The 13,013-nt window shown below is 62.8% G+C and carries 13 protein-coding genes; 6 read left to right on the top strand and 7 right to left on the bottom strand.

The genetic code is table 11. The features are described from left to right. Positions 1–14: 14 nt before the first annotated feature. Genes LB523_RS13610 through LB523_RS13600 form a run of 3 tightly spaced genes read right to left on the bottom strand, consistent with a single transcriptional unit; the run spans position 15 to position 2,465 of the window. The gene (locus LB523_RS13610) at positions 15–806 is read right to left on the bottom strand and encodes a sugar isomerase domain-containing protein (RefSeq protein WP_140846318.1); all 792 of its coding nucleotides are present in this window, start codon (positions 804–806) and stop codon (positions 15–17) included. A gap of 22 nt (positions 807–828) precedes the next feature. Continuing rightward, a complete protein-coding gene (locus LB523_RS13605; RefSeq protein WP_140846317.1) occupies positions 829–1,596 on the bottom strand; it encodes a GntR family transcriptional regulator in 768 nt (255 codons plus the stop codon). Further along, complete coding sequence (locus LB523_RS13600) at positions 1,593–2,465, bottom strand: ROK family protein (RefSeq protein WP_224603250.1); 873 nt, start codon at positions 2,463–2,465, stop codon at positions 1,593–1,595. Before LB523_RS13600 ends, LB523_RS13605 begins: the two co-directional genes overlap by 4 nt. A gap of 280 nt (positions 2,466–2,745) precedes the next feature. On the opposite strand from LB523_RS13600, the gene LB523_RS13595 reads away from it, so the two are divergent. The 3 genes from LB523_RS13595 to LB523_RS13585 are packed head-to-tail and all read left to right on the top strand — an operon-like array spanning position 2,746 to position 5,823. After that, a complete protein-coding gene (locus tag LB523_RS13595) occupies positions 2,746–4,038 on the top strand; it encodes an ABC transporter substrate-binding protein (protein ID WP_224603249.1) in 1,293 nt (430 codons plus the stop codon). Positions 4,039–4,075: 37 nt separating this feature from the next. Further along, entirely contained in the window at positions 4,076–4,966 is an 891-nt protein-coding gene (locus LB523_RS13590) for a carbohydrate ABC transporter permease (RefSeq protein WP_224603248.1), read from the top strand. After that, positions 4,963–5,823: a carbohydrate ABC transporter permease gene (locus LB523_RS13585; RefSeq protein ID WP_224543482.1), complete on the top strand. Its 861-nt coding sequence runs from the start codon at positions 4,963–4,965 to the stop codon at positions 5,821–5,823. The genes LB523_RS13590 and LB523_RS13585 overlap by 4 nt, the downstream gene beginning before the upstream one ends. Before the next feature lie 68 nt (positions 5,824–5,891). Here LB523_RS13585 and LB523_RS13580 read toward each other — a convergent pair whose 3' ends face one another. From LB523_RS13580 to LB523_RS13565, 4 genes are all read right to left on the bottom strand, one after another. Beyond that, positions 5,892–6,167: a hypothetical protein gene (locus LB523_RS13580; protein ID WP_224603247.1), complete on the bottom strand. Its 276-nt coding sequence runs from the start codon at positions 6,165–6,167 to the stop codon at positions 5,892–5,894. 1 nt (position 6,168) lies between these two features. Further along, complete coding sequence (locus LB523_RS13575) at positions 6,169–7,260, bottom strand: hypothetical protein (protein WP_224603246.1); 1,092 nt, start codon at positions 7,258–7,260, stop codon at positions 6,169–6,171. Beyond that, positions 7,257–8,087 carry a hypothetical protein gene (locus tag LB523_RS13570; RefSeq protein ID WP_224603244.1) on the bottom strand — a complete coding sequence of 277 codons (831 nt, stop codon included), beginning with the start codon at positions 8,085–8,087 and terminating at the stop codon, positions 7,257–7,259. Before LB523_RS13570 ends, LB523_RS13575 begins: the two co-directional genes overlap by 4 nt. Positions 8,088–8,253: 166 nt before the next feature. Next, positions 8,254–9,441: a Gfo/Idh/MocA family protein gene (locus LB523_RS13565; protein WP_224603242.1), complete on the bottom strand. Its 1,188-nt coding sequence runs from the start codon at positions 9,439–9,441 to the stop codon at positions 8,254–8,256. 191 nt (positions 9,442–9,632) lie between these two features. On the opposite strand from LB523_RS13565, the gene LB523_RS13560 reads away from it, so the two are divergent. From LB523_RS13560 to LB523_RS13550, 3 genes are all read left to right on the top strand, one after another. Next, a complete protein-coding gene (locus tag LB523_RS13560) occupies positions 9,633–10,532 on the top strand; it encodes a MurR/RpiR family transcriptional regulator (RefSeq protein WP_224603240.1) in 900 nt (299 codons plus the stop codon). 171 nt (positions 10,533–10,703) lie between these two features. Beyond that, positions 10,704–11,486, top strand: a complete 783-nt coding sequence (locus LB523_RS13555) for an SDR family oxidoreductase (protein ID WP_224603238.1) — start codon at positions 10,704–10,706, stop codon at positions 11,484–11,486. Next, positions 11,462–13,009, top strand: a complete 1,548-nt coding sequence (locus LB523_RS13550) for a mannitol dehydrogenase family protein (protein ID WP_224603236.1) — start codon at positions 11,462–11,464, stop codon at positions 13,007–13,009. Before LB523_RS13555 ends, LB523_RS13550 begins: the two co-directional genes overlap by 25 nt. Positions 13,010–13,013 lie beyond the last annotated feature (4 nt).

The raw sequence follows: 13,013 nt of genomic DNA, 5'->3' as shown, positions 1-13,013 counted from the left end.
CGCCTCCCGCCTGATCATTCCCCGCGCATCGTCGCCTGGAAGGTCGGCAGGTGCTTCTTCTGCGCCTCGATCATGCGTTCGCGGTAGACGCCGTAGATGACGTCGGTGTCGTGCAGCGTCACGCCCGCAATGGTCGGCGAGGCGAAGACCGGCAGCTCGATGCCGCGCTTCGACAATTGCTCGGCCGTGCGGGCGAGCAACTCATGCGCCATGATCATCGCCAGCACCGTCGACGAGCCCGACACCGGGCGGCTCCAGCCTTCGATCGGCACCACCGCGTCCTCGATCGGCGAGCAGGTGTCGATGACGAGGTCGGCGGCGTCCGCCAGCCGCTTGCCGGAGGAATGCGTGGCTGGCTTGTCGAGATTGTTCTTGCTGGTGACCGCTACGACGAAGATGCCGCGCTTCTTGGCGTAGAGCGCGGTGTCGATACCCGAGGAATTGCGGCCGCTATGGCCGAAGATGATGATGGAATCGCCCGTGTTCAGCGGCTGATGGTCGAGGAACTTCTCGGCATATTTCTCGGTCCGCTCCAGCCACAAAAGCTCGCGCACGCCGCCGGCGCCGAGCACGTTGTGCCACATCACACGCGGGTCGGTCAGCGGATTGAAGCCGACGAAGCTGCCATAGCGCGGAAACATCTCCTGCGCCGGCAGCACCGAATGGCCCGAACCGTAGAGATGGACCAGCCCGCCGTTTTGCAGCGTGTCGGCGAAACGGCTCGCCGCCTGGCCGAAGGCTTCTTCATTGGCCTTCGATGCCTGTTCGAGGAGGGCGGCGAGACGGGGAATGTAGAGATCGGACACTTCGGTACTCCTGTTGATCGTGTCAGCTTCTGGTGTTTGGGAGACGGCCGGCGCGCAGCGTCGAGCGTATCTCGTAGCGGTCGCCGCGCATGATCGAGACGGTGAATTCGAACGGGCCGCGCTCGTCGATGGTGATGCGCTCGACGACGAAGGCGGGACTGCCCGCGGGCAGGTCGAGCAGCTCGGCGTCGGCGGCGCTGACCGCGCCGACGCGGTAGTTCTCGCGCGCCTCGGCCGGCACGATGCCGTACTGACGCTCCAGCGCCTCGTAGAGCGAGCCCTTGAGCAGGCCGGCATCGAGAAAGCCCGGCACGCGCGCGGCCGCCAGTTGCGCCGTCTGGATGCCGATCGGCTCGTTATTGCCGAGCCTCAATCGCCGGATCCGCACGACAGGGTCGCCCTCCTCGATCTCCAGCGCGCCGGCCGCCGCCGCACTCGCCGTCGTCAGGCTGCAGTCGAGCAGGCGCGAGCCGGCGACCACGCCGATATTGCCCATCTCCTGGGTGAAGGAGGTGAGCTCGCGCGTGCCGGCGACCAGCGTCGCCGAGCGCACGAAGGTGCCCCTTCCATGCTCGCGCCTGAGCAGTCCGCTTTCCTCAAGATTGCGCAGCGCGTGGCGAAGCGTGATGCGGCTGACGCCGAATAGCGCGCAGAGCCTGTCCTCGGCCGGGATCTGGTCACCGGTCGCCCACTCGCCGCTCTTGACGATGGCGCGGATCGCCTCCTCGACCTGATACCAGAGCGGCTCCGGTCGCCTGCGGTCCGGCTGCTGAAAGCTCGCTTCGCTCATCGGATCTGTCTCCACCCGCTTCCCGCCTGTCCGGCAAGCGCAGCACCGACCAGGCCGGCGCGGGAGCCGAATTTTCCAGGCTTAAGTTCGATGCCGCGCAGATGCGGCGGCAATTGACGCCGTAGCGCCGCACGCAAAGGCGGCGCGATCACATCCAGTGCGTCGGCCAGGCCGCCCGAGACCAGGATGACGCCTGGATCGAGCAACCCGACCGCGCCGGCCAGCGCCGTGCCGAGTTGGCGCGCCGGCACCTCGAGCAGGGTCTGCGCGGCAAGCTGGCCCGCTTTGGCGGCGGCGATCAGCTGGCGGCTGTCGGCCAGTCCGATCTGTGCAGCAAGGGCGTCCAGCGCACGGCCGGAGGCGACACGTTCCAGCCAGCCGCTGCGATCCTCGCCTTGGTCCCTGACGTCGGCGCTGGCCCAGCCGAAGGAGCAGGCGCCGCCATGCGCGCCGGCGACGATGCCGCCATTGGCCAGCACCGCCGAGCCGATGCCTGTCCCGATGGCCAGCAGGATCGCGACGGAGACGCCCTTGGCCGCGCCTTGCGCCGCTTCCGCCAGCAGCGCGATCTGCGCGTCATTGCCGACCGCCACGCGAAGGTCGGGAAACAGCGCCGCGACGTCGACGCCGTCGAGCCAGGGCAGATTCGGTATCCAGCGGCATGCGGAGCCCTCGACAAGTCCCGGTACGGCAAGCCCGAGCGCTTCGGCCTCGCCTGCGGCCGCAAGCGTGCGAACGTGCGTCACGAACGCGTCGAGGCTCGCCGGCGCCGGCTCACGGACCTGGGGCACGAGGGCGCCGATATCGCCCGTATGGACCGCGGCGCGCAGATTGGTGCCGCCGAGATCGATGGCGAGAACCCGTGTCATGTATGGCGGCTCCGGTCAGCATTTCTTCAGACGTCATTATAACGACATGATGCCGCTCGCAAGAGCCACAAAGACGTCGACGGCTACCCTATTGATCGGCGATCGGCCAGGAAACCGCATCTTATCCTGCTGATCTATTTACGTAATCTGACTGGATCGACATCATCGAGTTTTTCATCTGCAAGCATGATCCGCACGTCCATGTGCGAGGGGGCTTGCGCCTTTACTCAAAGTTGTCATAACGTCATCCACTCTGGTATGGCTTATGTGGAGGACGCCGATGTCGCTTGCCTGGATCTCGAAGCTTGGATTCGCCGCGGGGCTTATTGCGCTGCCCGCGACCGGCTGGGCGCAATCGGTCAACATCTCCTACCTGACGCATTGCTCGCCGGAGACGGTGGCCCTGCTCGAAGCGGCGGCCAAGGATTTTTCCAAGGAGCACCCGGATGTCGCCATCACCGTGCGCGCGGTTCCGTTCGGCGACCTCTTGACCACGCTGCGCTCGCAGGGCGGATCCTCCGACGGTCCGACGATCGGCGGTATCTACGATCTGTGGCTGCCGGAACTGGCAAAGGACAAGCTCGTCGCCCCCGCTCCCGATGCGGTGGCAGCCGAGGTGAAGAGCGCCTGGCCGGCGGGCGTCGTCAGCGCCGCCTCGGTCGGCGGGACGCTCTACGGCATTCCGAACGAGATCGACGTCTACGCGCTGAACTACAACAAGGAACTGTTCAAGGAAGCGGGCATCGCCGCTCCGCCCAAAACCTGGGCCGAACTCAAGGATGCCGCCGCGAAGCTGACCGACAAGGCCAAGGGCCAGCAGGGCTTCGGCATGATCAACTCATGGGCGGCGGGGGTGGTCCATCCTTTCGCCTCGCTGCTCGTCTCCAATGGTGGCAACCTGGTCAAGGACGGCAAGCCGGCGCTGGACAGTCCCCAGGCCGGCGAAACCTTCGCGCTCTATGAAGACTTGATAAAGTCCGGCGCGAGCAATCCGGCGATGGCAACGGCGGACGCCAACACCACGGGCCCGTTCCTCGACAATTTCGTCTCCGGCAAGACCGGCATGATCATCATGGCCAACTGGTGGGAAAGTGCGCTCAAGACCGGCATGGGCGACAAGTTCGCAAACATCGCCACCGCTCCCATCCCTGTTGGCCCAAGCGGCGACAAGCCGCATTCGATCTCCTATTCCTGGATGACCGTCGTCAACGCCAAGGCCGGCGAGGCCGAGCAGAAGGCGGCCTGGGAATTCCTCACCTGGCTGAACAGCCCGAAGTCGGGCAAGAACGGCGCCTCGGCCATGTCCGACATATTGATGTCGATGGGCATCCTGCCGTCACGCACCTCCGACATCGAGGCGCACAAGGACAAGCTCGGCTCCGAATTCCTGTCCGGCTACGTCTCGGTTCTTGCCGATGCGCACCCCTTCCCCGTCGTGCTCGGCGGCCAGGAATTCTCAGAATCCCTGCAGCAGACGCTCGAGGCGTTGCAGTATGGCCAGGTCTCGGCCAAGGATGCGCAGGCGAATGCGCAGGCCGACGCCACGTCGATCCTGGAGCGCGCGGCGAAATAGCTCGGGTCTTTGACCCGGAGCCATCGGAAGCAGGTGAATGGCCAAAGCTTTTCGTGCCTCGGCGGGCATCATGCTTGCGCCCGCCGTGACATTGATCGGCGTGTTCGTGCTGCTGCCGACGCTGCTGACCGTATGGCTGTCCTTCCAGGACTGGTCGACGCAGACGCCCTTTTCCGAGGCGAGCTTCGTCGGGCTTGGCAATTTTCACGAGATTTTCGGCCCCACCTCGGTCGGCCGCGATTTCAAGACGGCCCTGCTCAACACCACGATCTACACCGCGCTGTCCGTCGTTCTCATCCTGCCGCTGTCGGTCGTCTTCGGCCTGCTGGTCTACCAGCGCGAAATCGCCGGCGGCACGGCGCTGCGCACGGTGCTGTTTTCGACCTACATGGTGCCGATGATCGCGGTCGCGCTGGTCTGGTCGAAGCTTTATTCGCCAAGCGAGGGACCGCTCAACCAGCTGCTCGGCCTAGCCGGCATCGGTCCGCAGCCCTGGCTCTCCTCGCCGCGCTCGGCGCTGGTCTCCATCGTCTTCCTCAATGTCTGGCAGCAGGTCGGCTATTTCACGGTGCTCGCCATCGCCGGACTGACGCAGATCCCCGGCAGCCTCTATGAGGCGGCGACGCTCGACGGCGCCAACGGACGCGAGCAGTTCCGATTCATAACCCTGCCCTTGCTTCGCCGCACGCTTCTGTTCAGCGCGGTCATTGCCATCATCAATGCGGTGCAGGTATTCGAGCCGGTGGCGCTGATCACGCAAGGCGGACCGGTCGGCTCGACCAACGTGCTCACCTACCATATCCGCCGCGTCGGCATCGAACGCGCGCAGGGCGGGCTGGGCTCCGCCATGGCGGTGATGCTGATGCTGTCGCTGATCGTCTGCGTCTCGGCGCTGTTTGCCTTTGCCAATCGCAAGGACAGCGAATGAGCGCTCCAACCCGATCGCTCACCCGCAAGCGCCCTTCGGGCCGCAAGGCGCTGCTCGCGACCGCAATGCTTCTGGTCGCCGTCGCGTCCGCCTTCCCGCTGGCCTGGATGGTTCTCTCCAGCCTGAAGACGCCGGCCGAGACCATGCAGGTGCCGCCGGTCTGGATCCCGCATACGCCGACCCTGGAGGCCTATGGCAAGGTCGCCGGCGTGATCAATGTCGGACGCTCGATGTGGAATTCCTTGGTCATCGCCACGATCACCACCGCCGGCATCCTGGTCACCAGCATGATGGCCGGCTACGCCTTCGCCAAATATTCTTTCCCCGGCCGCTCGCTGCTCTTCTCGCTGCTGATCGCCACCATGTTCCTGCCGCCGATCGTGACGCTGATCCCGCTCTACCGCATGGTCGGCTCGATCGGGCTGAGCGCCAGCCTTGCCGGCATCATCGTGCCCAACCTCGCCAACGCCTTCGGCATCTTCCTGATGCGCCAGTTCATCGCCGGCGTGCCGGACGAGTTGATCGACGCCGCCCGCATGGACGGCGCTTCCGAGCTGCTCATCCTGTTCAAGATCGTGGCGCCGAGCGTGGCGCCGGCCATCGCGGCGCTGGCTCTGTTCGCCTTCGTCTATCACTGGAACAGCTATCTGTGGCCGCTGACCGTGCTGCAGGGCAACGCCGACGCCTATCCGATCGTCATCAGCCTGAGCCGGCTGCTCAGCTACAACCGCGGCGCCGTCAACACCGGCCTGGTGATGGCCGGCGCAACGCTCGCCGTGCTGCCGCCGCTCATCCTCTTCGTCTTCCTGCAGCGCTTCTTTGTCGATTCGATCGTCGGCTCGGCAATCAAGGGGTAGAGCAATTCCAGGAAAAGTGTGCCGGTTTTCCGTCAGGAATTGCGTCAAAACGATAGGATCGAGTGCCGTCAAGTCTTGGGCTTGGTTCCGCCGCAGATCAGATAATAACACTCGTCGTAGCGGATATATTCGGGAGCGTGCGGATCCGGCCAATTGCCGGTGTCGCTCAAGGTTTTGAGCAGGCGCGTGCATTGCGCCACATCCTTGGCATTGTTGCCTCGAAAAGCTTGCGGCGCCGCGAACGCAACAGCCGCAAGCGCAAGACAGCCGAGACTAGCTGCGAGAAAGAGAGACTTTTGCATTGCTTCCGAATACGATCGGACGGGCGTTCCGACAACGAACACCTCATATCATCATTAACGCGTCAGTGGCAGAGCCCTTGCTTGGTCCGGCAATACTTCGTGGCCTGTGGATCGCTATCTCAGCCCAGCCAAAAGTGCCCATCAAGCCTTTTGTCGTCTCCTGCTCGATCACCGTAGGCACCGTCCGCGCGTCGGCGGTATCGGAGCGCAAACCGCTCACCGATGTTATTGCAGCGGAATGCCAATTTCCATTTAAAATTTTAGTTGGAATGGGGAGGAGTAGGTTTCTTCTTCCGGCTGAAGAAGGCTTTGACCTGTTCGTGCCTGTTAGGAAGCCGTTTGAATCCGATATGCCAACGCTCGTATTCCTTCCTGTCCGGATAAGCCCCAGCTCTTTTGCCTTTGAAAAGTCGGGTACCGATACCTTGGGCAGGCGCCAAAAAATGTGATGGCGATATTTTCTGCGAAGCTTTTGGCCGTACTCACAAATGGCTTCCGACACCATCGTGTCGAAATAGATGCAGTCATCGCAATATTTTTCGATCGCGAACAGGAAATCCTTGTATTTCGTATCTGCTTGGTCCGGGCGATGAATGCCTAGATAGCGGTACATCACCTCATCATCCCTCGCTTTCGGACCATCAGCCCATTTCGCCAAGATGTCGTTTCGCCCGATCAGCGATGTATTGAGAAGGTCGAACGCTTTGCCGAGTTCAATCGTGGCTGCAAGTGCCTCCATTCGTATGTCGAGTCTCTCAAAAACAGTCTTCTCTAGGCGCTCGACGGGAACCTTGACGACAGGCAATGTCACCAAATTGGGCGCGAAATTCAAAATCGCGGGTTGTCCGGTTGTGCTATTCCGGGTTTGTAGCGAGGCGTATTCCACTTCAAGAGCTCGGAATTTCTCCATCATCGTGAGTAGATGCTGGCTCTTCATCGCCATCAGTGTATTGCCAATCGTGGAACACAAGGTCTGCGCTTCGTTGACACTTTTTAAGGTCGCTACAATTTCCCTTCGCTGATCACGACGAAATATCGCGATTTGGGCTCCCCATGCGCCAGCGAACGAGGCCGCTACGCCAACAACCGCAGTGTTGAAATTTTCATTGGTAATAAGGTAATGCCAAAGGCTCATTTATTACCTTTGATTTCACCGACGAGAGCGGCTATCGATTCCGAAAGCTCCTTTTCGGCCCGTTCCTTTTCGCTGGCGTGATAGTCTTCCTCAAGAATTGATAGGATCGCTGACCTCACGATGGGAAAATATCTCATGCAAGTATCCTCATCCAATTCATGAACGCCCTTGCTGAGTATTCCATAGATGGCCCTGTTTTTGACCAAGGCCCTCGGCAAAACCTCTTTCAGTGCCTCAATCTTTTCCTCCATTCGAAGTCCATCAAAGCCCTCAATCGTGCCGTGGTGGGCCTCGAATTCCTGCCTGTGGAGCAAAATCAGTCTTTCAAAAATGCGACGTAGGTACACGAATGATCCGATGCCGACGCCATGACTCATTAGCCCGGTAGCACGGTGTAATTCCGCGAAATACTCCTTGCCTAGGATCGGCCGATATTTTTGCAAATCGAAGCTGGCTATAGATGCCATCGACGGTATTTGGCCAATTTTCATGACCATTTTATCGAAAGCTTGAAACACGTACGTATAAATATGGTTCGCATTTCTTTGGCAATGCAGATGCAATGGAAACACGTCATCTTCGAGCACAGTGCTTTGCTCGGCTAAACTTAACATGCGGGCCTGATTATCAGAGCGCTCGGTTCGAAAAGTCGATGGCTTGTCGCAGTGGACGCAATAGCAGTCTAACTGAAAATGCCCCACCGATAGTATGCGAACCGTGTACTCGTTTCCGTTATCATCACGCACCCTGGGGATTGACCCGTAGAGCGGTAGCTCAAGGCAAAGTTGAACTGCCTCAGCCTCAGCTTTTTCGCGTTCCCCGACCATCTTCGTCTTGCCCCTACCTCAACGATCGAGTTGTCGTATAGCAGCTACAATGCCGATTCGCTAAGAGCCGCCTTAACCGAAGAGAAGAGGTGTTCCTCTCGTCCGATCCGATGCGATAACTGAGGAAAACATCTCTGCATCTAATCTACTAATCACCTTGAAACCGCTAACCGCCTAACCGCGCCGGCGTCCAAGCCCCACCAGCCGCGTTCGACTCCACCGCCGCGGCGACGAACTTCACGCCGCGCGCGCCGTCGACAACGTCGGGCACTTGTGCTGCCCGCGCGACATCGACCGCACCACCCGCGCGATGCGCGCGGATGATGTCCGCTGCGTCGCGGTAGAAATTGGCGAAGGCCTCGATATAGCCCTCGGGATGCGCCGCCGGCATGCGCGAGACGCGCCGGGCTTCCGCCGTCGAGTCGTGGCCGCCGCGCACCAGCGTGCGGGTTTCCTCGCCATAAGGCGAGAAGCGCAGTTCCTCCGGCCGCGATCCAAACCATTCGAGCCCGGCCTTCTCGCCATAGATGCGCACCGAAAGGTCGTTGTAGTGGCCGGGCGAGGTCTGGCTGGCGAGGATCGTGCCGCGCGCCCCGCCCGCCCAGCGCAGCAGCACATGCGCGTTGTCGTCGAGCCGCCGTCCCGGCACGGCGGTGAAGAGGTCGGCGGAAACCGCCTCGGCCTCGAAGCCGGAGACGAAGCTTGCCAGGTTAAAAGCATGCACGCCGATATCGGCGAGCACCGCCGACTGCCCGGCGCGCGCCGGATCGGTGCGCCATTCCGCCTGCTTCTGGCCCTCGGCGTCGATCGGCCTGGCTAGCCAATCCTGGATGTAGGCGCCATGCACCGAAACGATGCGGCCGAGCTCGCCCGCCGCCACCATTTCGCGCGCCTGGCGGACCATGGCGTAGCCGGTATTGTTGAACGTGACGACGAAGCGGCGCTGCTTCGCTTTTGTCAGCGCCACCAGCGCCTCCGCCTCGGCAAGCGTCGTCGACAGCGGCTTGTCGCAAATGACGTCTATGCCGGCCTCGAGGAACGCCGTGGCGATCGGCGCGTGCAGATGGTTGGGCGTGACGATGACGACCGCCTCGATGCCGTCGGCCCGCGCCGCTTCTGCCTTCGCCATGGCGCGGTAGTCGGCATAGCTGCGCTCCGGCGCGATGCCGATCTCCGCGGCGGAGGCGGCTGCGTTCTCCGGATCGGAGGACAGCGCACCGGCGACCAGCGCGATCTGGTCGTCGAGCCGCATCGCCAGCCGGTGCACGGCGCCGATGAAGGCGTTGCGGCCGCCTCCGACCATGCCGACCCGCAGGCGTTGACGCGAGGTTCCGTCGGCAGTTGCATAGACCATGACTGCGATTCTCCCAAGGTTCGGCATGCCGGCCGGCGCGGATGTTTTCGAAATGATATTTCTATTTTTTGTTTTGTAAAACGATTGTGCCGCGTTAGCTTTTTAACCCTAGGGACCAGGCGATCGGGCGCTTCCGGAGGACAGGATCCGATGACGCATCCGACGGTTGGGTCACGATGAGGCATATTTCTATGAGCGGCCATCGCGGAGCGGCTGACGAACCGTTCACAGATAGTCTGGAGACGGCGGCAAGAAAACGGAGCCGTTCGCTGGCAGCACTTGGCTACACGAAACCGCAAACCTACGAGGAATTGCGGGCGGTGCTTGCGTCGGGGACCGTGCATTTCCCAAAACGGCTTCGCCAGGTGGCGATCTTCCTCTGGCAGAACCCGAGCGAGGTGGCGCTTGGCACGATCGCGCAGGTGGCGGACCAGGCCGGCGTGCAGCCTTCGACCCTGGTGCGCTTCGCCCAGATCTTCGGCTATTCGGGCTTTTCCGATTTCCAGCTCCTGTTCAAGGACCGCATGAAGGGCTCCTGGCCGGACACGCAAGGCGGCCAGGACAAGGCCGCGGAGCCGAACGCCAACCTGCATTTTCTCAACGGCATGGTCGGTGCCTGCCAGGCCTCGCTCGGCCGCATCGGCAACGATCTCGATATCGCCGCTTTCGAGACGATGGTCGATCATCTGGCGGCGGCGGAGCTGATCTATGTCATCGGCAGCAAGCGCGCCTTCCCCGTCACCACCTATCTGTCGCTGACGCTCTCGCAGCAGGGCGTGCGCAACGTGCTGGTCGACAATGTCGGCTCGACCGCGCTCGACCAGGTCGGCTGCATCACGCCGCGCGACGCGGTGCTGGCCGTCTCCTTCAGCCCCTACAACTCGATCACGCCCGACCTCGTCGCCGTGGCGCATGAGCGCAAGGCGCGCATTCTCACCATCACCGACAGCACCTTTTCGCCGTTGGCAAAACTCTCCGACACCTGGCTGGAAGTGGTCGAGCAGGACTTTGGCGGTTTCCGCTCGCTCGCCGCCTCGCTCGCGGTCGGCATGGCATTGGTCCACGGCGTCGTCGCGCAGCGGACAGGCTGACAAGAGCAATTCCAGGAAAAGTGTGAGCGGTTTTCCGTCCGGAATTGCGAAAGGCAGGCAGATAGGCCGTTCACCGGTTGCATGAAAACGGCGAACCGCTCTCGCACGATTGACTAAAGAGAACCGTCGTTCCATATTTGAAAAAATGGAAACTTTGTTCCGGGAAGAGGAATGGAGGTTCGTCTCGACGGCAAGGTGGTGCTGGTCACCGGCGCGACGCAAGGCATCGGCCGGGCGATCGCCGAAACGCTTGCGCGCTCCAGCGCCGCCGGATTGCTGATCACCGGGCGGGACCAGAAGCGCGGCAATGCTGTCACCGCCGAACTCTCGGCCATGGGCACTCCCGCCGCCTTCGCTGCTGCCGATCTCGGTGATCCCAAGGCCCCGGTGCGGCTGGCGCAAGCCTGCATCGAGCACTTCGGTCGCATCGACGGCTTGGTCAACGCCGCCGGCCTGACCGACCGCGCTTCTTTCGTCGATGGCACGCTCGACAACTGGGCGGCGCTTTTTGCCGTCAACGCCCGCGCGCCTTTCTTCCTGATGCAGGCGGCAATCGCCGATATGAAGAAACGCGGGCAGGGCGGCTCGATCGTCAACATCCTGTCGATCAACGCGCATTGCGGCTCGCCGGAGCTCGCCGTTTATTCCGCCACCAAGGGCGCGCTGGCGACGCTGACCAAGAACGCCGCCAACGCCCACCGCTTCGACCGCATCCGCGTCAACGGCATCAATGTCGGCTGGACCGACACCCCGGCCGAGCGCGTCATGCAGGCCGAGACGCTCGGCCACGGTCCGGGCTGGCTCGACGCGGCCAATGCGACGCAACCCTTCGGCCGGCTTTTCTCCGTGACCGACATCGCCAATCTTGCCGTCTTCCTGCTTTCCGACGCGGCGGGCCCTATGACCGGCGCGCTGATCGACCAGGAGCAATGGGTGATCGGAGCCAATCGGTGAGCGCCGAGAAGCTCAGCCCTGCCCTGCTCGGCCGATTGCCGTTAGAGGTCCGCAAGCCGGCTTACGACCGCGCTGCGCTGAAGCCAGGCATCGCCCATATCGGCGTCGGCGCCTTCCACCGTTGCCATCAGGCCGAATACACCGACGATCTTCTGGCGAAGGATTTCGACCGCTGGGGACTGGTCGGCATCAACATTCGCCCTCCCCTGCTGGCCGGCACGCTGGGGCGCCAGGACGGTCTCTACACGCGGCTCATCCGCCAGAACGACGAGGTCGAGGCGCGCGTCATCGGCAGCATCGTTCGCGTCGTCGACAGCCAGGACAGCGCGGCGCCGGCGCTGGATGTGCTCGCCTCGCCCGACATCGCGACGGTCACCATGACGGTGACCGAGAAAGGCTATTGCCACATCCCCTCGAGCGGCGCGCTCGACCTCGACCATCCTGACATCGCGCACGACCTCGCCAATCCCGAGGCGCCGCGCAGCGTGCCCGGCATCCTGGCGCGCGCGCTGGAATTGCGCATGGCCACGCATGGCAGGCCGGTGACGCTGCTCTCCTGCGACAACATCCCGACCAACGGCGTCATCCTTGGCAATGTCGTACGCAAATTCGCCGAACGGCGCGGCGGCAAGCTGGCGGACTGGATCGAAGCCAATGTCGCCTTCCCCTCGGCCATGGTCGACCGCATCGCGCCGGCGACGACCGAGGCCGATATCGACACCGTCGAGCAGCGCTTCGGCTACCGCGACGGCGCCGTCGTCGTCGGCGAGCGCTTCCGCCAATGGGTAATCGAGAACCGCTTCGCCGGCCGCGTGCCGCGCTGGGATCTTGTCGGCGCGACCTTCGTCGACGACGTGACGCCATTCGAACACCTCAAGATGCGCGTGCTGAACGGCGCCCAGACGACGCTCAGCTATCTCGGCGTTCTGGGCGGCTTCGAGCACACGTTCGAGACGATTGCCGACCCGCTTCTGGCCCGTTTCGTCCGCCGCATGCTCACCGAGGAAACACTGCCGACGCTGATGCCCGTGCCCGGCATCGCGCCGGCCGCCTATGTCGAGCAGAGTCTGTCGCGCCTCACCAACACGGCGATACACCATCGCAACCACCAGATCGCCACCGACGGCTCGCAGAAGATCGTGCAGCGCCTGCTCAACCCGATCCGCGATCGGCTGGCGAAGGGCGAGGGCATTGCGCTCCTCTCGGTGCCGGTCGCCGGCTGGATGGCTTATCTGATCAAGGCTTCTTCCCGCTTCGGCCGCGCCTGGCAGGTGTCCGATCCCTTTGCCGACAGGATTGCCGCCATTGCCGACCGCATCGGTGCGGACAGCAAAGGGCTCGTCGATTCGATCCTCGCCATCGATGCTATCTTCAACCCGTCCTTGGCCGCCAACGCGACATTCCGGGCGCATATCATCGCCGCGCTTGATGGTTTGCTTTCAGGCGATCCGATGGGCTTTGTCGGACAGGTCTGCGCTGGGCCAACCGATGCGCGGTTGAAGCAGCCGGCGCGATCTGCATAGTTAG

Origin of the sequence: Mesorhizobium sp. ESP-6-4, assembly GCF_020164735.1 — a bacterium.
In the GTDB taxonomy this organism is placed as follows: Bacteria; Pseudomonadota; Alphaproteobacteria; order Rhizobiales; family Rhizobiaceae; genus Mesorhizobium.
Note: the sequence above shows the minus strand (reverse complement) of the source record. Positions and strands in the feature narration are given on the sequence as shown.